The 18,528-nt window shown below is 60.2% G+C and carries 27 protein-coding genes; all 27 read right to left on the minus strand.

The window, feature by feature from the left end:
- Window positions 1–3: 3 nt before the first annotated feature.
- The 27 genes from V7M64_RS02320 to V7M64_RS02450 all read right to left on the minus strand — a co-directional run bounded on the left by V7M64_RS02320 (window position 4) and on the right by V7M64_RS02450 (window position 18,395).
- Window positions 4–588: a hypothetical protein gene (locus V7M64_RS02320; protein ID WP_333676744.1), complete on the minus strand. Its 585-nt coding sequence runs from the start codon at window positions 586–588 to the stop codon at window positions 4–6.
- A 190-nt stretch (window positions 589–778) separates the two neighbouring features.
- Complete coding sequence (locus tag V7M64_RS02325; protein ID WP_333676745.1) at window positions 779–2,062, minus strand: hypothetical protein; 1,284 nt, start codon at window positions 2,060–2,062, stop codon at window positions 779–781.
- A 346-nt stretch (window positions 2,063–2,408) separates the two neighbouring features.
- Complete coding sequence (locus tag V7M64_RS02330; RefSeq protein WP_333676746.1) at window positions 2,409–3,224, minus strand: hypothetical protein; 816 nt, start codon at window positions 3,222–3,224, stop codon at window positions 2,409–2,411.
- 221 nt (window positions 3,225–3,445) lie between these two features.
- The gene (locus V7M64_RS02335; protein ID WP_333676747.1) at window positions 3,446–3,955 is read right to left on the minus strand and encodes a hypothetical protein; all 510 of its coding nucleotides are present in this window, start codon (window positions 3,953–3,955) and stop codon (window positions 3,446–3,448) included.
- A 10-nt stretch (window positions 3,956–3,965) separates the two neighbouring features.
- Window positions 3,966–4,556 carry a hypothetical protein gene (locus V7M64_RS02340; protein ID WP_333676748.1) on the minus strand — a complete coding sequence of 197 codons (591 nt, stop codon included), beginning with the start codon at window positions 4,554–4,556 and terminating at the stop codon, window positions 3,966–3,968.
- Between the two features lie 5 nt (window positions 4,557–4,561).
- A complete protein-coding gene (locus V7M64_RS02345; protein WP_333676749.1) occupies window positions 4,562–5,236 on the minus strand; it encodes a hypothetical protein in 675 nt (224 codons plus the stop codon).
- A 3-nt stretch (window positions 5,237–5,239) separates the two neighbouring features.
- A complete protein-coding gene (locus V7M64_RS02350) occupies window positions 5,240–5,923 on the minus strand; it encodes a hypothetical protein (protein ID WP_333676750.1) in 684 nt (227 codons plus the stop codon).
- A 7-nt stretch (window positions 5,924–5,930) separates the two neighbouring features.
- A complete protein-coding gene (locus tag V7M64_RS02355; RefSeq protein WP_333676751.1) occupies window positions 5,931–6,395 on the minus strand; it encodes a hypothetical protein in 465 nt (154 codons plus the stop codon).
- Window positions 6,396–6,458: 63 nt separating this feature from the next.
- Window positions 6,459–6,941: a hypothetical protein gene (locus tag V7M64_RS02360; RefSeq protein ID WP_333676752.1), complete on the minus strand. Its 483-nt coding sequence runs from the start codon at window positions 6,939–6,941 to the stop codon at window positions 6,459–6,461.
- An 84-nt stretch (window positions 6,942–7,025) separates the two neighbouring features.
- Entirely contained in the window at window positions 7,026–8,153 is a 1,128-nt protein-coding gene (locus V7M64_RS02365; RefSeq protein WP_333676753.1) for a N4-gp56 family major capsid protein, read from the minus strand.
- Window positions 8,154–8,228: 75 nt separating this feature from the next.
- Window positions 8,229–8,474 carry a hypothetical protein gene (locus V7M64_RS02370; protein ID WP_333676754.1) on the minus strand — a complete coding sequence of 82 codons (246 nt, stop codon included), beginning with the start codon at window positions 8,472–8,474 and terminating at the stop codon, window positions 8,229–8,231.
- A gap of 1 nt (window position 8,475) precedes the next feature.
- The gene (locus V7M64_RS02375; protein WP_333676755.1) at window positions 8,476–9,399 is read right to left on the minus strand and encodes a hypothetical protein; all 924 of its coding nucleotides are present in this window, start codon (window positions 9,397–9,399) and stop codon (window positions 8,476–8,478) included.
- Window positions 9,400–9,412: 13 nt separating this feature from the next.
- On the minus strand, window positions 9,413–11,623 hold the full coding sequence (locus tag V7M64_RS02380) for a hypothetical protein (RefSeq protein WP_333676756.1): 2,211 nt from the start codon (window positions 11,621–11,623) through the stop codon (window positions 9,413–9,415).
- A 3-nt stretch (window positions 11,624–11,626) separates the two neighbouring features.
- Complete coding sequence (locus tag V7M64_RS02385; RefSeq protein ID WP_333676757.1) at window positions 11,627–12,121, minus strand: hypothetical protein; 495 nt, start codon at window positions 12,119–12,121, stop codon at window positions 11,627–11,629.
- Window positions 12,121–12,297 (minus strand): hypothetical protein, encoded by a 177-nt coding sequence (locus V7M64_RS02390; protein ID WP_333676758.1) that lies wholly within the window; start codon window positions 12,295–12,297, stop codon window positions 12,121–12,123. The genes V7M64_RS02385 and V7M64_RS02390 overlap by 1 nt, the downstream gene beginning before the upstream one ends.
- Window positions 12,294–13,862 (minus strand): DNA packaging protein, encoded by a 1,569-nt coding sequence (locus V7M64_RS02395; RefSeq protein WP_333676759.1) that lies wholly within the window; start codon window positions 13,860–13,862, stop codon window positions 12,294–12,296. The genes V7M64_RS02390 and V7M64_RS02395 overlap by 4 nt, the downstream gene beginning before the upstream one ends.
- The gene (locus V7M64_RS02400) at window positions 13,843–14,409 is read right to left on the minus strand and encodes a terminase small subunit protein (protein ID WP_333676760.1); all 567 of its coding nucleotides are present in this window, start codon (window positions 14,407–14,409) and stop codon (window positions 13,843–13,845) included. The genes V7M64_RS02395 and V7M64_RS02400 overlap by 20 nt, the downstream gene beginning before the upstream one ends.
- A 188-nt stretch (window positions 14,410–14,597) precedes the next feature.
- Window positions 14,598–15,023, minus strand: coding sequence for a hypothetical protein (locus V7M64_RS02405; protein ID WP_333676762.1), 426 nt, complete (start codon window positions 15,021–15,023; stop codon window positions 14,598–14,600).
- Window positions 15,020–15,220, minus strand: a complete 201-nt coding sequence (locus V7M64_RS02410; protein WP_333676763.1) for a hypothetical protein — start codon at window positions 15,218–15,220, stop codon at window positions 15,020–15,022. Before V7M64_RS02410 ends, V7M64_RS02405 begins: the two co-directional genes overlap by 4 nt.
- Entirely contained in the window at window positions 15,220–15,648 is a 429-nt protein-coding gene (locus V7M64_RS02415; RefSeq protein ID WP_333676764.1) for a structural protein, read from the minus strand. The genes V7M64_RS02410 and V7M64_RS02415 overlap by 1 nt, the downstream gene beginning before the upstream one ends.
- On the minus strand, window positions 15,645–16,013 hold the full coding sequence (locus V7M64_RS02420; RefSeq protein ID WP_333676765.1) for a hypothetical protein: 369 nt from the start codon (window positions 16,011–16,013) through the stop codon (window positions 15,645–15,647). Before V7M64_RS02420 ends, V7M64_RS02415 begins: the two co-directional genes overlap by 4 nt.
- A gap of 23 nt (window positions 16,014–16,036) precedes the next feature.
- On the minus strand, window positions 16,037–16,249 hold the full coding sequence (locus tag V7M64_RS02425; protein WP_333676766.1) for a hypothetical protein: 213 nt from the start codon (window positions 16,247–16,249) through the stop codon (window positions 16,037–16,039).
- A gap of 2 nt (window positions 16,250–16,251) precedes the next feature.
- Window positions 16,252–16,641 (minus strand): hypothetical protein, encoded by a 390-nt coding sequence (locus tag V7M64_RS02430; RefSeq protein ID WP_333676767.1) that lies wholly within the window; start codon window positions 16,639–16,641, stop codon window positions 16,252–16,254.
- A gap of 134 nt (window positions 16,642–16,775) precedes the next feature.
- Window positions 16,776–17,057 carry a hypothetical protein gene (locus tag V7M64_RS02435; RefSeq protein ID WP_333676768.1) on the minus strand — a complete coding sequence of 94 codons (282 nt, stop codon included), beginning with the start codon at window positions 17,055–17,057 and terminating at the stop codon, window positions 16,776–16,778.
- A 185-nt stretch (window positions 17,058–17,242) separates the two neighbouring features.
- On the minus strand, window positions 17,243–17,656 hold the full coding sequence (locus V7M64_RS02440; RefSeq protein ID WP_333676769.1) for a hypothetical protein: 414 nt from the start codon (window positions 17,654–17,656) through the stop codon (window positions 17,243–17,245).
- Window positions 17,653–18,096: a Ref family recombination enhancement nuclease gene (locus tag V7M64_RS02445; protein WP_333676770.1), complete on the minus strand. Its 444-nt coding sequence runs from the start codon at window positions 18,094–18,096 to the stop codon at window positions 17,653–17,655. Before V7M64_RS02445 ends, V7M64_RS02440 begins: the two co-directional genes overlap by 4 nt.
- Window positions 18,090–18,395: a hypothetical protein gene (locus V7M64_RS02450; RefSeq protein WP_333676771.1), complete on the minus strand. Its 306-nt coding sequence runs from the start codon at window positions 18,393–18,395 to the stop codon at window positions 18,090–18,092. Before V7M64_RS02450 ends, V7M64_RS02445 begins: the two co-directional genes overlap by 7 nt.
- Between the last annotated feature and the right edge of the window lie 133 nt (window positions 18,396–18,528).

Here is an 18,528-nt window from a genome sequence, read left to right on the forward strand (position 1 = left end):
CGATCAACCCAGCGGTGTGGCCTGCAGCTGGTAATAGATCTGGATCTGGCCGTTCGCGCCGAGCGACTGGGGGCTATCGAACAAAGCGGCTGCAATCAGTTTGCCGGTCGTCGCGCCCTTTGCCGATGCGCCGGCAATCATCCCAGCGCCCGTGATCGTGGCAGCGGAGGCGCCGATGGTGAACGTCGCCGGGGAGTTGCTGCTGCTGACCGTCTGCCCGCTGGACGCACCGTTGGAGATCCACTGCTGGCGCGTTGCCTGCGTGTAGCCCGTGTACTCGCCCTGCGTCGAGGCGAACGTGGCGGCGGTGAGCGATGCTGCCGGCGACACATTGTTGCTGAAGGGCGCGATCGAGAACAGCGTCGGGGGTGAGCCGTTGTTGAAGTAGCAGTTGAGCTGGTCATCCAGGCCTTCGTACGCCACCGTGTTGGCATTCGACACGAACGCTGAACCGTTCTCACTGGTGAAGAAGATGCCGCCGTATGCGATGCGTTGCGCTGGGAAGAAGATCCCCGAGCCCGTGCGCTCGTAGCGGAAATTGCGCATCGCGCGCGCCAACTCGGCTTTCAGTCGATCAATCATGTGCATGGCGATCACCATTTCCCTTGAGGGCATGTGGATTTAAGGAACTTCGTCTTGTTGAGCAAGGGGCAACCACACACCTTGCAGACTTCGGTTTTCACCACGGGAAGTTCCCCGTGCGATGGACAGGCGCGACAGGCCGCCAGGCGTGCGTCGATGGTTTCATCGGGCGCCTTCTCGAAAACTTGTTTAAGGGTCATGTGCCGTTTTGGATGATGGTCGCGACGGCGCGATCGTTCATGGCGAGCGAGGCGGGGCTTCCGCCCTTCCCGCTGACGATGAACCGACTCAGTCCGTCTTGTTGGACGAATGCGGCGGCGGCCTGGTCGTAGATCGGATACGTAAACACACTGCTCAAGGGAAGCACGCCCAGCTCGGTACCGACATAAGGGATGCCATCGGTGCCTGCCCAAAGTGGCACTGGCTTGTCGACCTTTTCCAGATGGAGCACCTCAGAGGGCGCCATCGCCATCGAGCCCGGAATCACCCCGGCCGCACAAGCAACGGATAGCGTCGTGGAATCGATGGCATCGCCCTGGAGCACATAGGTCTTTTTCTTCGTGCCGAGGTAAAGAAGAAAGCGTGGCGTATCCGGAGCGGCGATCATCGTGATGTCGTCAGGCAACAGCAAACCGTTGAGCGTAGGCCGCCATAGCCCGTAGTACATCGGCTCCGACCATATCAGGCGCCGGCCCAGTGTCCCGAAAAGCCGACCAGCCTTGGCCAGGAGATTCTTGGCCGGTGGAAACGGCTCGCAGAACTGCGTGGCTAAGATGCGGGCCCGTACACCTGTACCGATCAAAAAGGCGCCTGCACCCGGAAGTGTCGATCCTGCGTAGAACAGTTCCGTTCCGTTCGGTTCCGTGACGTACATCCTTGCTTCCACCGCGTCGCCAGCTTGCGATGTCGGGACGTCGACGATCTGAATGCCACCACCGTCGATGACGTCCACAAACGTGGTGTCCGGCGCACCACCCTCTTCCCGTATCGCGTTGGCGAACGTCATCGTAACGCCGTAACGCCCAGCCGGCAGGCCGCCTGTTGCGTTCGCCACCACGTCGAACGATGGCAATGGCGTCTCCACACCGAGCGGCGCCACCGTGCCCGACAAGTCCATCTGTCCTGTTTGCGCACCATTGGACCAGCGCAGCCGCTGGCCAATGACGGCACAGCTCACATCGCCCCCGTTGAGGTTCTGGGCGATCGAGGTAAGGTTTCCATCGCTATCGATGCGATAGAGCTGGGTGGTGTCGGCCACAAGTCCAAAGCTCAGTAAGTCATGTGACCACAACGAGTGCGCGTTCACCAGCGCCGCGAAGGGGGTATAGCCAGTGCGGCGTGTGACGACGCCATCCTTGTCAATATCGACGTTGTCGGCTCGGACGACGTGGCGATCGCTGACCTTGATCGGTCGGCTGCGGTTATCGACACCGCCGCCAAACTCCAGATCCGTGTATCCATCCTCACGACTTACCATCACTTAATATGTCTCTAAGGTAGCTGTTAGCGCAGCTCGGCGCCCCGAACTTTTCAATTTGGTGCGGTTGGCCACTCGATCGTGGCCGGGAAACCCTCCTGCTGTGGGACATTCCGTAGCGCTTCTCGGTACGCTGCCCAAGCTACCCTCGTCGTGGACGAAAGAGGCCCGTCAGCCACTTGCGTCCAATCGCTCGCAGTTAGCAACCCATCGCGCTCCTGCCTAACTTCTGCTTCCAACAGGGCAGAAAGCAATGATTCGGGAACCGCATCGACCGCCATTTCATTCGGCAACGCCTGATCGGCTGATGAAATCGCGCGGTAGCCCGTAGAAGTTGTGGCATACATGGTCATCGGCTAAGCCCATATCCAAGAACATCGATGTAAGCAAGACCACCAGTAGGTGCAGAAACGAAAAAATATGTGACAGCTTGCGAAGCGTCGGTCGGGAATGTGCCGAATGTGCCTGATGTGGGTCTTATCACATGAATATAGTTGCTGCCTGTGAGTGAATTACCGAGTCCCAACGGTGCAGCCGTGTCGGTATTGAGGAAGTTGAGCTTTGCCGTCTGTGTTGAGACTGGAATCAATCCAGCCAACGAAACTGGCGTCGCAGCTGTAGCTGTGCCGCCCGATAAGCAACGAAAAGGTGCTGTGTTGGTTGGAGTCAGATAGCAGATGAAGTCCGACGAATCATGAAGGAAGTTGTAGATATTCCCGCTTGCATCCGTCAGCACGCTGCCGAGATATCGACGCGATGTATCGCCGGTCTTTGATCGGGCCGTCCCAACATACGGCGCGGCCGGAGCAGTAGTCACGATATCTACATCCGCGTTGGCTCCGTTGAGCCACAAATAGACGTGGTACATGGTGGATGCAGTGAGCACCAAGCCAGTTTTGGCGATGGATGCTGACACTCGCAACACGCACCCAAGGCTTGGAATGTACGCAGCACCCGACGTCACGGTAAGCGCGTTGGCGCTTACCCATTCCATTTTTAGCCCAGATATGTAGTCAATTGAAGGGCCAAGCGCAACGATATCTGTAAGTGAAGTACGTTGGCTAGAACCTGCCCCTCCAGCAGCCTGCTGCAACTCGATTTGTTCCGTTCCATTGAGTGATGATGCCGATGGCAGATTGATAATCTGAACGGGTGTAAGACTCATACGATAGTCCTGTACGCGCCCGCATCACTAACGCGATTGCTTCCCGTAGTGTCCGTGGCACGGAAGTCCGGGCAAAGTGCCACAATCATTTCAAGCTGGGATGTAGAAATGGATAGTGCGGTTGCTACGTCGGCTTCGGTTACCAGTAAGGTGTCCGATGACGTACGCTGCCGTGGCAGACCATTCGAACCAAGGATTAAAGCCGGGCTTGTCGACATGGCTTAGCAAATCGTTCCTGGCGACCACAGATGCAGCATTTCGGTAGCTGTCAGTGCGTAACCGCACGGCTGGACGAGATTCCCCGTGGTGTTTGGTGGCGTCGACGTGAACTGACCTGCGGTGGTGCCAAGAAATACTAGGGCACTGGGCGTAAGTCCTGATACCCCGCTATTGAGCTGTCCAGGAAAGTTCACCATGCCACTTGATCCGCTTGCAATAGCGGACGGCGCGAAGCCGTTGCAGGGCTTCGTCGCATCAGTGGCGTTTGCATTTCGCAGCGAAATGGTGCCTGCGTTGTTGTAGATATTTACCGCTGCGCCGGCAGCGATCGCCTCGGTGGCGGGTGCGCTCATTGATCCTGTCGTGCTTGGGATAAACGACGCATCCAGCTGCCCACCTGCTCCCAGTGCGGGAATCTGCCCGGCACTACTTGATCCTGCACTTGACGTTATCGGAGTGTATTGCTGCTCCATACCATTGCTGTTGAGAACCAGCAGCTTTTGAACGGTCATGTTTCTTGCCTCACTGCATGATGGGCGTGCGGATGTTGAAGTTGATGGTGGTCGCGTTGAGGGCGCGGCCGACTTCCAAAAGCGCGCCTGTTGTCGCCGGTGATTGCGATATCTGTCCCACTGCGGGGCCCAGGTACATGCGGCCCGGCTGCCAGTTCCATCCAGGCTCGGACAGGCTGAAGGTGATGTTTACCGTTACGGGATTCCCCGCCGCGGCGGCTTGCGTAGTGATGGCCAACTCCGCCGTCATATCCGCAACGCTCGTCGGGTCGGCGAGGTGTGCAACGCCATCAAAGATCGCCACCACCTGTGGGTAACCGAGATCAACCCCTGCCGTCACCGTGAAACTCAGATCGCCGTTTTGCCCAGGCACCCCTTGCGGCCCGGCCAATCCCATGCGAACCACTGCGGATTTGTCGCTCGGCGCGATCACTGGCTGCGAGCGCACTTGATCGCTCACCACCACCGGCTGCAACGGTTGCCCGTTGACCACGATCAATTGCGGCCGCTCCGAGACGATGACGAGCGGCGCAGGATCAATTACCACGGGCGTGGCGTCACCGTCATCACGAACGACGATGGTCGGCGAGTCCTGGTCCATGGGTGTTACGGTGACGGCGTAGGCGTCGGTGACGGCGGTTGTGTGACGGCCATGATTACGGACACGTCGCCTTCGGCCAGCTTCGTGACGGTAACGCCGTCGGCTGCCGTGAGCTGCAAGTCATACACCGCGTTCTGCCAGGTGAAGCCTTGTGTCTGCGTGGCATTGATCAACAGCGAAATTGTGCCCGCCGTCGAATTGATCGTGATGCCACCGTTGGTCGTGTTGAGTTCGATATACGGTGGCGGAATAGAACCCGGACTGTATTGCCCTGGGGGATAACTGTCGAAGATCGGACCTGGTGCCGGCCGGATCTGCAGGCGTGCGGTATAACCGGTGAGATCCATCGGTGCGTAATAGGTGAGCACACCGCCCGACTGATACGCCGGCTGGTCGCCCGTATCGAAGTCGATCGCCAGGGTGTTCACGTCCATCACTGTGGCGTAGCGCGGCTGCGTGTCCCGATACCCTTTGGTATTGAGCGACCATGCGCCGCGCACGTTCGTGATCCACACCGGCGTGGGCTGCGTCAGGCCGTGCGCCGTGACCGTGATGACGGTCGGCAGTCCGATCTGGACGTTGCTGATCGGTTTGAACGTGGGCGTGCCGTTGCACCATTGCAGGCTCTGCTGGAACGTCGCGCCCTGCTGGATCTCGATATTCTGCTTGATGGGTTCCATGGATCACCAGAAGACAGAGCGACGGTGCCGCGGCGGCGAATCCGCCCACCGGGCCATTTCATGAAGACTTGGCCGCGATCCGAATCGCTGTTCGAACGTGGCGAGGTGCGTGGCCCCGCGCGTATCGAGGTTTTCCTCGCCATCGCGCGCCAGGTAGCACTCGTACGCCGCCCAGTGCTTCAGCTCTTCCGCGTCGGGCAGCACGATCACGGGCGAGTCAGTGTCCCGGCACATCAACTCGCTCGCCAGCGGATAGCGCCATACGCGCAGGTGGAGCACGTCGGGAGCCATCGGCCGCGGAAAGAGTCGAATGGTTTTCTGCGCTAGGTCCATGATCCCGTACCCGGCCTGCCCTGGACATGCCGTGTCCGCTTCCCACTGCGGATAAATCCGATCCATCGACTCGGCCGTCACCATCCACAACTTCTCGCGCTGACAGCCCAGATGACCTGATCGCGCCACCAGCACTTCCGGCTTCAACTTGATCACTGGATTGCCGGGTGCCACGGTGTAACGGCACAGATCAGGATTGCTCAGGTGATCGTCTTTCAGCAGCCGCGCGCGAATACAGGCTTCGCGTACTGCATTGTTGAGGTACCGATTGATCTGCTCGTCCGACCAATAGACCGGCTCGGCGAAATCTCTCAGCACCTCACGGGTTGCACAGCGCAGCTGCTGGAGGTTCATGGCGGCCTTAGGTCAACTTACCTGCTGCCTTGAGACCTTCGACAGTGGTGTTAAGCACCGTCAGCACGCCCTTGCGATTGGCGTCTTTTTGCTCCAGGGCGATGGCCGCCAGGACTACTTTGGCGCTGGACACCTTGGCGATGCCTGTGCATACGGCTTGCACGTTGCCCAGCAGAAGCTTGTTCGCTTCATCCAATGTCGCCTGGTCGAAGCCGGGATCTGCAGGCGGCGTCGTTTCATCCTTTGGCTTTTCCTCACGGCGCAGCGTTGATTGCCGCTCGTCGTTCGGATCGAACGGATAGAAGTCACCGCTATTGAGCAGCACTTCCTGGTGGTGCGTGTTCTTCACGTCTGCCACGTAGTGCACGCGATCCTGGTTGTCGAGCGTGTGCTTGAAGGCATAGCGCGTGCCGTGGATATCCACTTCGCGGGCATTGCCCTTGTGCGCGGGAATCTTGCTGCAGATCTTCATGCGATCACCATGCTTGGGGAGAAGGGATCACCCGGCTTGCGCCGGGTGAAGGTAAATGACCTATTACGCGGTCTGGTTGCCGCTGTCGGTGTCGTCACGCCACGCACGCAACGCCAGGTCGGCCCAGATCAGGCCGGTCTTCGCGGGCGTCGTCGCCGCCGCCGTCACGGTGAGGTAGATCGGCGTGTCCACCTCAGGATCGCCGATCACCTGCTGCGGATTGAGCAGCGATGAACCAGCGACGTTCTTTGCGGCAGTGAATGCACCTGCAGCAGCGAGCGCGGCCGGCGTGTTGGCGGTACCGATCGAACCGGCCAGCGTGGGCGAGCCGTTGCTGTCCAATGCCGGGAAATGCAGATTGCACAGCCACGGAATGAGCACGCAGCCAGCCGGCACAACGCCGATCTGGAACTGATCGCCAATGTTCAGTGCCGCAGGCACCACGTTGGGAAACGCAAGATTCTGCTGCTGACGGTCGACATAGACCGCGCCGCTGGCTTCGGGCGTGATCATCGACTTCAGCAAAGCATTGTTGTACTGAGTCATGAGAGTGTCCTCTTAAAGCTTGGAAAAGGAACGCGGTGCCCGAGAGCACCGCGTTCAAGGCCCTGCCCCAATGGCAAGCGACGATCAGTTGGTCGACGGCGGCGACACGTTAGGATCGGCGGCGTACGTATCCAGCGCGAGGCCGGAGAAACGAGCGCCGTTGTACTGGGTCGACTTGATGCCCAGGATCGTGCTGGAACTGATCACGATCTGGTTGCCGCGGTCTTCCGTTTCCTCGTTCCAGTCGTAACGGAGACCGGAACCCGGCGAGCCGAACGCCATCACCATGGCCTGCGCACCCAGGAACAGCGCGCGAGCGCAGGGCTGCAGGCCATCGGTGCCGGCATAGAAGCGAATCACGGCCGGGTGGCTGTGCAGGATCACGCCGCGATACATGCCCATCGAACCCGTGAAGATAGGGTTGTTCGCGCCCTGCGCCGCCGCCGCCGCACGCTGGATGTCGAGCCACTGGCTGGTGCCGTTGGCCGACAGGCGCAGCGAGTGCTCCTGGAACGTGCTCATCACGATCACGTACCGCTTTTCGCCGTTGATCTTGATCGGGCGAATCTTGATCTTGCCGTCCGAGCCGCCGCCCATGGTGTCCGCCTTGGTCACCGCGCGTTCCATGATGCCGAGATCGAAGGTGTCAGCCACGGCGATCGTGCCATCGCTCGTCGCGTTGCCGCCGAGCAACACGTGATCGCTATCCGGTGCGGTCAGCCCGTTGTTGGCGAAACCGGCGTAATCCGGATCTTCAATGAAGTCCGGGTTGGTACCGCGCATGCCGGAGCCATAGATGAAGGTCACTTCATCCGTCCAGCGTGCCCACCATTCGGCCATCTTCTGGCGCGCCACGCTGCGAAGGTCGTGCAGCGTGCGCTTGCGGCTCATGCGGCCACCGGCGTTCACGCCGCAACGTACCTGGTCGATGCTGATCTTATCCGTGAAGTTGTTCAGCGCTTCTTCGCGGCCACGGAGCACTTGATCGCCGTAGGTCGGCTTCTGCTTCAGCTGCACGAACAAGTCGTAGCTGACGGTATCGCCGGCTTCGTTTTCCAGCTCGGTCAACACTTGGATGGGCGTCGGAGCGTCCGGGCTCTTCGACATGAAGCGCGAACCCCAGTACGACTCGCGGGCCATGTCCGAGAAGAGAGTGGCCGACCACCGCTTGACGGCGATCGGGCTATTCAAACCAACAATGGTCTGTGCCATGACGAGATTCCTCGAGGATGGCACTCATGCGCCTGGTTCGGGATGCCAGCACTCGTGCGCCGGCGCGCTGACGGATTAGCCCGTCGGCGTAGATACGGTGGGTCGTTTTAGAAAGGCCGTTTGCTGTGGTGCTGCGGGCTGTGTCTGCGCCGGCTGCTTTGGTTGTTGCGCCGGCATGGTCTCGCCAGCTTTGATGCGTTCGACGTGCTCGGTGCTATCAATTGCCACGCGCACCCGCTGACCGGTCTTGCGCTCGATCTGAATGCGCGAGTTGCCAACCACCAGCGTGTCGCCGGGCAAGAGCTCCTGATAGAACGCCATATCACTCGCCCGTGGCGTTACTGCCTGGCGAACTACGCAGATACGCCTCGCGCTGCGCGGCCGGCATGGCGGCCAGTGCGTTTTCGAGCTGATTGATGTCCAGCGCGTCAAGACCTGCGAACTGGGTATTCGCCTGAGGCGGGTCAATTGGTCCAGCTGCCGGCGCGGCGGCCAGGGTGGCGGGCGTCGGTGACGGCGTGCGTGCCTGCACGGCGGCTGCGACAGCCGCATTGCCATCTGTCGAGCCTTTCCAGTCGTAGGCCTCGAAGGCGATCTTCTCGGCGCGCGACAGCAGATCGTTCGGTGCAAGACCAGGGGTCTGTGCGTCGACCGCAGCAATGGCCTGTTGCATCGCCGTGGCGCGCAGCGGATTCGCCATAAAGGATTGATTGCGGGCTTCCCAATCCAGTGCCATGGTATTGAAGTCGTTCTTCGCACGCTCGACGACGCTGGTCTGATTGTGCTGCCAGATTTCCAGCTTGGTGGTCCAGCTGCTTTCCTCTCGCGTCAGCGCGCGCAGTTCCTTCTGATACGCCACCGCATCCACTTCGCCGCCGTCGTAGCGCTGCTGCAGGCTGGCGTACTCGGCATCGAAGTCCTTCGGCGGTGCCGGTGGCGTGCTGATCAGCGCTTGCGAGGCTGCCTGTGCGACGGCGGCAGTCGGATCCGGTGCGGCGGGTGCGGGAGAAGCCGCCGGCGACGCGGCGGGACTCGCCGCAGCGTCCACTACGGCAGCGGCAGCATTCGGATCAACGACGGCCGGCGACGGCGTCGCTGCGGCAGGCGCCGGTGCGGGAGCAGCGGCTGGTGCAGCCGTCGGCGTGCCCGCATTCTCGTTGGCCAGTTCCTGCGTCAGCGCAGCTTCTTGGGGTGTGGGAGTGCCACCATCGATCAGGTTATCGGTAGTGGTCGATTCGTTTTCCATGGTGACCTCTCAGTTATTCAGCGACGTACTGGTTGGGTGGAGCGGGGAACGCGTTGAGCGGGTTCCACAACTTGTCGGCTGCGGGGGCGAGCTGCGGTGCTTGATGCACCATCGCGGCCGTGCGCATGGCTTCGCCTTTGCCAGCCACCTGTTCGGTGTTGGCTTTGGTCGTGTCGAGACCCGCTTTCGCGTTGTTCGCGGTCGTGCGTGATTGTGTGAAGTCGACGGTCGCTTTCTTCTGCGCGAGATCGAGCTGCTGGTTTGCCTGCTCCATCTGCTGGCGCTGCTGTTGCGCGGCCTGCGCCTCGGGTGAGTCTTCCTGTCCCGGCGCCATCTGACCGGTGACCTGCCGGATGCGATTGGCCAGCTGCGCTTTGTTCGGTAGGTCTGTCATCTCGACCGCGATATCGAGCAGCGCCATGGCGACGGATGGCGGCATGCGGCCGACCAACTCGAACAACATCTCCGACATCGCCATGCGAACCGTCTCGCGATAATCGGTCTCGTCGACGATGAAGTCTGCTTCCGATGCAGTGATGTCATTTTGCCAAAGCACTTGGCCGCTCATCGGGTCGTAGATGGGCTGATTGATGCCAAGCCAGTCGGCCGCACCATCCGGGCCCACGATGCGCACGATCTTCGGCATCGACAGGAACTGCTCACACAGCGAGAGCATCTTCTGCCCTGATTCCTGGATGGCCTGCCGGAAGTTATCGAACAGCTCCGCCGTTGTGACGCTGCCCTGCTGCTGCTTGGCCAGGATGGCGCGGCCGCTTTGGTCGCCGGTGCTGCTGCCGGTGTTTTCGCGCGTGACGCCGCTGGTCTCGTAGATGTTCTGCTTGGCCTCGGCCAGCATCTCGATCTGGCCCTGCACGCGGTCGGCACCGCGGTCGATCTTGAAGCCATCCATCTTGCCGGACTTCAACCGGATCTCGCCGTCTGGCCGCTTGGCCTCTTCGAGGTTGCGATCTTCGTCCGCCTCATCCATGGCGTCGACCTCGTAAATCACCTGATTAGTGTTGAGGTCGAACAAAATCTTCGAGCGACGCTTGTTGTACTCGTCCTGCGCATCGCGGGCCGGCCGGATCAAGCCGTACGGCATGCCGTCGCGGTGCCGGCGATAGCCCCATGATGGTGTGAACGGAAACTTGTTGTGCTTGTACGGCGACTTGAAGACGCGCAACAGCGCGCCAGGCGTCCAGATCGCGCACCACATTTCTTCGGTGACGCTATCGATCAGGCTGACCGAACCGTTGGCCAGCGCCTGCTGGTGTAGAGGGTCATTCCTGTCGTAGATGACCTTGTCAAGATCATCGTCCGTGATGCCCAGCAGCATCGGCGTGTTGACCGCCTTCTTGAACCACGTCTCGATCGCCAGCACGCGCTTGCGCGGACGCTTGGCGATCATGGTGGAACCGAACAGCGAGAACGCACCGGCGCTGAAGCCCGTCATGTACGGGTTCGGCGTGTTGTAGAACATCTGCGGTAGGCTGGCTTCCAGGACCATCATTTCCATGGTCGGGTCCAGCGTGTCGATCGCGCGGGCCGCAATCTGCTCGGCGCGATCGGGGAACATCGCTATGCCGTAATCAATGTCCAGCCATTTCGCGCGGCTGATGTAGCGGCAGTCGCGCAGCGTGTTGCTCTGACTGTACGGGTCCCACCACAGCCCACGCCAATCCTGATGGCGAACGGTGACCGCCTCTTCGGACTTGTCGTTGTTGTAGCACTCTTCCGTCCAGCCCACGCCCACGCGGATCTGGTCAGCGAACTGCTTGGAGCGCTCCCATCCGGCGCCGTTGATGTCGGAGATCCATTTCAGGACCTCCTTCTTCACGTACGCCAGCTTGACGTCAGAGTCCTTGCGCGGCAGCACGTCCCAGTCGATGCGCGTGCGGCGTTCGGTACCGATCACCCAATCGCACATCTGCTTGATCAGCGGGAACGTCAACGGCGCTTGGCCACGATCCATCAGGATCATGGCCTCATCGTTTCGCCACTGAATCGAGTCGTAGTAATCGGCGTCGATCATCATCTCGCGCCGGTTCTGCGCGTGCATTTCGCGCGCCTCGGTCCACCAGTCTTCGAGCAGCCGCACCAGTCGCAGGCTCGGCTCGCTGTCGAGGTAGCTTGGCGTTGCGCCTGGCGTGACGTTCGGATCGATGCCCGCCGTGTTATCGCCCTTGGCAGTCGCCTGCAGGGCTTCGGGCGTTCCGTTGATCATGGGTTAGATGATCCGCTTGCCGTTCTTTTCGGCGAAGAATTCGAGGCCTTCGTCGTCGCAGGACTGCAGGAAGGCGTTGAGCGTGCTGCACTTCAGGAACTCGGGTTCCGGTGGCGACTTGCGCAGGTCGTCGAGGTAATCAAGCACCGCATCCAACACGCGGTAGCAGTCGTCCTTCGTGACAAACCCATACAGTCGCTTGGCGATCTCCGGAGCCATGATCGCCAGGCTTTCGCCGTGGTCGTACATCCACATCTCGCTCAGCGGCACGAAGTACTGCGCCTGTGGCTTGTCCTGCTTGTACAAGCACAGCGCAGCCTGCCGGCCGTGGCCAGTCTTGAAGTCGCCGTAGTGCAACTCCACGCGCAGGTCGCCCTTCTTGCCGACGTCCCGCCAACGAATGGTCGGGTTGTCGTCTTCACTGTTGCCGATGCCCGGTTTCAGCAACGCTGCGAAGTTGACGTAACCGCTCTGGCCGCCGACGTCCTTGGGCTGCATCAAAGGACTCCCGATTGCTTGGCGAGATCCAGCATCTGGTTGCGTTCAACCATGTGCGCGACCGTCGGGTTATCCCAGCCGCCCACCGCGATGGCTGCGCGTATGCAGATCGTCAGCACGCGATAGCGCGGCAACGGCTCGGTCATCGACGCGGGCCGCTGGATGTCTTGGTTCATACCGTCTTCCAATTGCGATCGCGTTCGCGACGCCGGCTGCGTGTGCCTGCGTCGTTTACGCCGTTGATGGGGTAGCCCTGGGCGAACTGGCGGAAAGCGTCCGCGCCGTTCGATGCCCAGTTGTGCAGCGGGTGATCCCGCCACGTATCCGTCAGTTCGTTCCACTGCTTCTGGTACGCAGCCAGCGACAGCAATCCGCCGCGGCCTTCGCCGGGCTTCGTTTCGCCGCAACGCGTGCGATCGAACCGGCACCGCGGCAATGCCTGACGCACCATGTCGATGCCGTCGCCGATGTGGTCGATGCGCTGTACCCATTCGACCTTGCCGCTGATCAGGCCGGATAGCACCTGCGCACGCGTCAGGTTCCCGTTGTTGCCCGACCAGTCCGTATTCACGGCATCGTGCGGCAGGTAGTGCCTGCCGTACTGGTACCCGCGCTTGGTGAGCACGTCCGCGTAGTGCGCGGCCTGCTCACCCGAGTTTTCGTAGTAGTCGATGAAGTGGTGCCACGGTCCGACCTGCTGGTGGAACCAGATGGCCGTCGTATCGTTGAAGCCGATATCCCAGAACGTGTTCACTGGAATGCCCGGGATGATCGGTAGATCGCATATGCGACCTTCCTTCTCGGCCCTGACCAGCAGCTTCCCGTAGTACGCACCCTCGATCGCCGCTTCGAAGGCTTCCTCCGGCGTCGACGGGTGTTCCCGCTTCATGTCCTCGCCCTGCTCTTCCGCCTTCTTGGCGTACCAAGCGCGTTGCGCTGGTGTCAGGGGGATCTTGTGCTCGACTTCGAGTTGCTCGAAGTAATCTTCCAGTTCCCGCGATATCGGCACGCCAGTCGGATCGAGCTGGTTGGCCGCATCTTCGAACCATGCGAAGAAGTGGAACTTATAGTCCAGCGTGGTGTAGATCGCCGTGCCGGCTTCCACCAGGTTCGCGAGCCGCTGTGCTCGGGTGCACATCAGGTGGTAGTCATTACCCCGTCCGTGCGCTGTGCTCTCGAACGTCACCAGGCCTTCAGGCACCAGCGTGTTTAACGCACCACTCTTCACTTCCTCTGCGCGCTTCGGGTAGAAGGCGCACATCGGACCGTATTCACTGATCCATAGCCACTGCAGCGTTCCGCCGCGATGGCTCAAACCTACCTCGATCTTGCTGTCGTTGGTGAACTCCACTTCACCCGACATATCCAGCCGCTTGATCGGCCGCACCGATTTCAGCCAGTCCGGCAACCGGTCGTACGCGAACATGATCTTGCCGCGAAAGACCTTTTCAAGCTCCTTCTGCTGGTGCATCACCATGCCGCACCGCGTTCCCTTCCGGAACAGCGCCGTGTCGAGTGCGAGCAGTGAACCCAGCGTCGTCATGCCGTGCTGGCGTGACTTAAGGTCAATGTTCCTGTTGTGCATCGTGTCCAGGAACCGTTGCTGCACGGGATTCGGGTTAAACCGAATCGTTTCTCCGTACTTGTCCTGGATGTAGTACAGATTGCGCAACCGCCAATTGCGGTCGCTCAGGAGCTGCTTAAGGCGCTCCTTATCGGCGTCAGGTAGCTCCGCGGCCATGGCGGATGCCTGTGCCTTCGCCATCGATCTCGTCCAGCACGGAAGCGATCGCGTGCTCGTGCTTCACGGCACCGCCGTCCTTGCCGGTTACCGCCACGCGTTCGCCGTACCGCTTTGGTGCCATCTTGCCCATCAGCCACTTTCTGGCGTCGATGCGCAGCCGGGCCCGCTTCACCAGCTCATCGTTGAAGACCAGTTCCGTCTTTCCATCCTTGCCTTCCCTTTCCACCCAGTCATTCCGACTGTCCTCGGCGATCTCCAGGATCTCGTCCTCCATCAGCATCGCCTGAATCTCTCTCGCGCGTGCGTACTGGTCGCGAAAGTCTTCGTGGTCGCCGAGCCAGCGAATGATCGTCGACTTGTCTGGCATGTTAGGCAGTTCGGATATCTGCCGAAGCGTGTAGCCCTGGATGATCCAGCCGCAGATCGCGGCGACCATCTTGTCGCTATAGAGCGACGGACGTCCTGTCTCCCGCTTTACTGCCTTCTTCCGCGCAGCCGCCTTCACCGGCGCCTTCTTAGCCGGTTTGGTCGCCTTTTTGGCCATGTTCGGGAATGTCAGGTGGTCAACGCGCGCAGCGCATGGCCGTCGCGCGAAGCTTCAGATACTCAGTACTGTCGTCTGCTTTATTCTTAAGCATGACCTGCGCTTGCTGCTTCAGAGTCAGGTCAAGGAAATCCAGCGGAAGATCACTCAGCACCAACGGGTAGAGCTCGATCTCCGCTTTCGTGCACTCAGCGGGCGCCGGTGGAGGCGGTAGCTGGGGGACTTTCACCAAGGGTGGCTGCGTGGTACAGCCGCACAAAATCAGGAGTGTGGACAGGATCAGGAGCCGAACAAACGGGTACGACACCCACCTGCGGTGGCAAGTCTTTCGATTGAAACTGGGCATTGTCGATCTCCACGTGGAGCGTGTGGTCCCAATCCGTCAGGCTGCTTTGATCCACGGCTAACTGCTGGGACGCTTGCTGCTGAGCCACTTCGTCGGCGTGCTGCGCAGCGGCCTGCTTGTCGACGTCATTCACTACGGCCTTCGTTTCCTTGCTCGCCGTGGCCACTTCCTTTTTGGCGGCGATACCCGAGCCGATCTCGTAACCGATGCCCATGCCTGCGATGAGCGCAAACAGGATTGCGACAAGCCACCAGGTTGCGGTGCTCATGCGCGCTTCTCCTTTACCGTGATCTCGATGGGTATGATTTCGAGGTGGCCGTGGTGCGGCATATGGATACGCTGCTTCGCCAGTAACTTCTCCGCTTCGCTCCGGGTGGCGGCGATATGGCCAAGACGTATCACACCCGTATCAGGATCGCGCAGCGCGAAGGAAGCGAATGGTTGAGTGTCGGCGCGGAGAAGCATCACCCGCCCACCACGAGCGCTATGGCCTGATCTATCAGGTTCTGCGAGTAGGGTTGCTCACCATTCTCGTGCCAGATGATGGCCAGCACGATTCCCTTGAGAATCGAAAGGTCCAAGACATTGATGGGCTTGTCAGGATCTTCTCCAGTTCGCCTGGCTACATCCTGGACATAGCCGTCCGTGTCGTTTTCGTTATCAGGTGCCCAACGTGAAATCATTTGACGGAGGGTTTTGAGACCCTCGCGGCGTTGGTACGTCTGGAAGCACACGCCAATGGCTCGAATACCCCATTCCGGCGCGGTGAATACGCAGAATCGCGGGTCCGTCTGTTGCGATGCTGGTGCAAGTCCCTGCCACTTCTGTCCCTTCTCCAAGTTCCCTGGATTGTTGTTGCGGACGCCTCGCGGCCGTAAATCAGGCGTGTTCATCGTTTCCTATCTCGATCTACCATGCGTTCCTGGAGCACCTTGATGTCGTCCGTGTTGTGAAGCGTCTGGTCACTGACCGTGCGCAGAAGTTGGGCTGTTTCGTTCGTGACCGTTTTCAGGTCCTGCACGTCGTGTTCGGTAATGGCCTGGGCTTTGGCCTCAACCTGGATTTGTTGCGATCCCTGCTTGAGGTCGTCGCGCATTTCTTTGATGTAGCTGACACCAAGGCAGATCGAACCCGTGATCAGCGCGCCGGCCAGCACCTTGGCGACGTGCAACATGATCTGCACCAGTGGTGTATTCACCAGTTCACGCACTTGGCCCGACGTAAGCGGTCTGTTGGCCGCGTCGTTGACTGGATCCATGCAAGCCCCCTGTTTCGATCCGATCACTTGAATCGCGGGTGTTTGAGCTTCGCGCGTGCTTTGCGGTCGACGGTTTCTTCCTGTGCCTTGCTGATGTTGCCGGCGTGATAGGCCCGGGAAGCACCACTGATGGCCGCGCGGTCGTGACTCTGGTCGTTGAGGGGGAATCGGTCGCCTGGCAGCGCAAACTCCGAGTACTTCATGTGATGCCGCTGTTCGGCTGTGAGCTTCGACATGGTTATAGCTCCGGATCATGAGTCGGCTCTCCTGGCTTGCCCGAAAGCTTCGGTTCAAGCCAAGGCGCAAAGTGGTAGGCGCCCAGCACCAGGACCTTGTAGATCAGCGGCGATGCAAGGCCGACGATGCAGGCGAGACCAATGCGTGGCGCCCATGGCGCTGGCCAAAGCGCCAACACCGTGATGAATCCGATGGCGAACGCGATCGCGCGCACGCCCAGTCGGTTATCCCGGTCTGCCAGCTGTTGAATCGTCGGTGCGAACTTGATCAGTTGAGTCCCCAGCCAACTGAGCACCAGGCCGAATACGAGCGCACGCAAGCCGGTTGGCGTCGACAGGAAGTCATTGAGCACGTGCATCGCGTGCTCAATGAGGTCGATGTATTCGTTCATGCGTGCGGATAAGATTGCGGCGTGCGCGAGGTGGGCGCTTGAGCGCCAGCGGTAGGGGAATAGTTACCTTTCACCAAGGCGCGGCAGTGTCTATCGACAGGGCCGAATGTGCGCGTGCATGCGCCGCAAATGGGTCAGAGCTTCGCGCGCAGCTCTTCGAACTTGGTCTTGAACCACGATCCGACTTCCGCCGGCACATTCTCCAGCGCATGCCATGCGTTTTCGATCTCGGTCAGCACGCCGTGGGCATCCGCAGTGGCCGTACCGACATTGCCAGCAGCAACGTCTTTGCCAACCTCGACGGCATCCTTCGCTGCAGCCGCTACGTCGGTGCCAGCGGCGTGCACGTTGTCTTTGGCTTCGACCTCGGTTTGATGCAGGGGCGAAGCGCCAGCATTTTCGTTCGTGGTTTCCATGGATGCTCCAGAAATGAAAAAGCCCCAGCGCGATGCGCTCAGGGCTTTTGGGGTTAATTCTGCTGAATTTTGCTTAATTCTGTAGAAGTCTGCGAAGTTGTGGCTTACATAGTGGTAAACCTGTGCTTTAAGCGAGCAACGTCACGGTGAACAAGTTACATGGAAAAAAGTGCGCACTCAATACCTCACGAAAAATTCTTGGCGATTGCGCGCAGTGATCCGGCTACCGCATGGAAGCCGATGTTGTGATACGCAAAGAACGCACGCTTGCCGACCTTGCGTTGAAGCATCGCTTCCAGGGCCTCAAGCCGCTCTACACCAACACGGCCGCTGCCGCAGTAATACGCGCGTAGCGTCCAACCTAGATGCGGGTAGTCGACGTGCAGGTCATGCACGATCGTTTCCATCTGCCATTCGAGCGCAGGGATCAGAAGCGGCTTGCGTCCGGTCGTGCGTTCCGGCACTTCGCCGGCGTGCTCGCGCAGGATCTGCAGGATGTTCTTGCTGGGGTAACCCAGAAAGTCGCCGTCACGATTCAGGCGAAACTCCGTACCCCACGCATCGAGCCGGCGGCGGACATACGTGTCGAAGGTGGTCACGCAGGACATAGCTCTCCCGCCAGCAGCGCGTTCTGTTGCTCGAGCAGATCCAGTTCATTGCCGTACATGGCGCGGAACCAGCGCGGATCGCGCTCCATGGAAGGTCCGAATATCTCGGCCTGCGCTTTGTAGCCTTCGTGCCGAAACGGCAGGCGCTTTCCCTGGTGATGGTAGTGGCACAGGCAGATGGTGGCTTCATGGCCGATGCGCCGGCCGCCACTGAGAATGTGGTGGATCTCGATGTCCGATTTCCGGAATGTGGCTGTCGCGATGCCGCGCAAGTGGTTCATGCGGCAGGCCAGACAACCGATCCGGCGCATGCGAGCGAAGCGCAGCTCATCGTGCGGCGCAGGTGGCGGTGAGCTATGGCGCTTGCGGCTTACCCAGCGCATCTTCGTGCGTAGCGGCGTGACGCGCTTGAGTGGTGTTCGCTTCAGCATGGCTTTCTCCACTTCTGCACCAGCGCGATCACGTCGTCGGGCGTGCCAACCTCTTCCACCTTTCCGCCACGCCAACTGTCGGCAAACTTGCGCTGGTTGGCGTTGAGCCCGGCGCGGCCGTAGCGCGTCTTGCGGTTTTTGTCTTCCACCAGGTGATCAACGCCCATGCAGCCCACTACTAGATCAGGGAAGCCAGGAATGCCGGTGGCGATCGTCTCCGCAACGGAGCAGCCGGTGGCGAGGAAAGTTGTGACGATCTCGTCATGGTTGTCGTCTTTGCGGGCGCGAACGTTACGCATGCGGAACTAACCCATAGACGTTGTCGTGATGGGTGAAATTGGATATTTCGTGCACCCGGCAAGTCGCGGCGATTGCCAACCAGCGGCAATAAAGTCGCTCTGGATCAATATCCGTGAAAGATGTGTGTCTGCT

Origin of the sequence: Dyella sp. (assembly GCF_036746095.1) — a bacterium.
In the GTDB taxonomy this organism is placed as follows: domain Bacteria; phylum Pseudomonadota; class Gammaproteobacteria; order Xanthomonadales; family Rhodanobacteraceae; genus Dyella_B.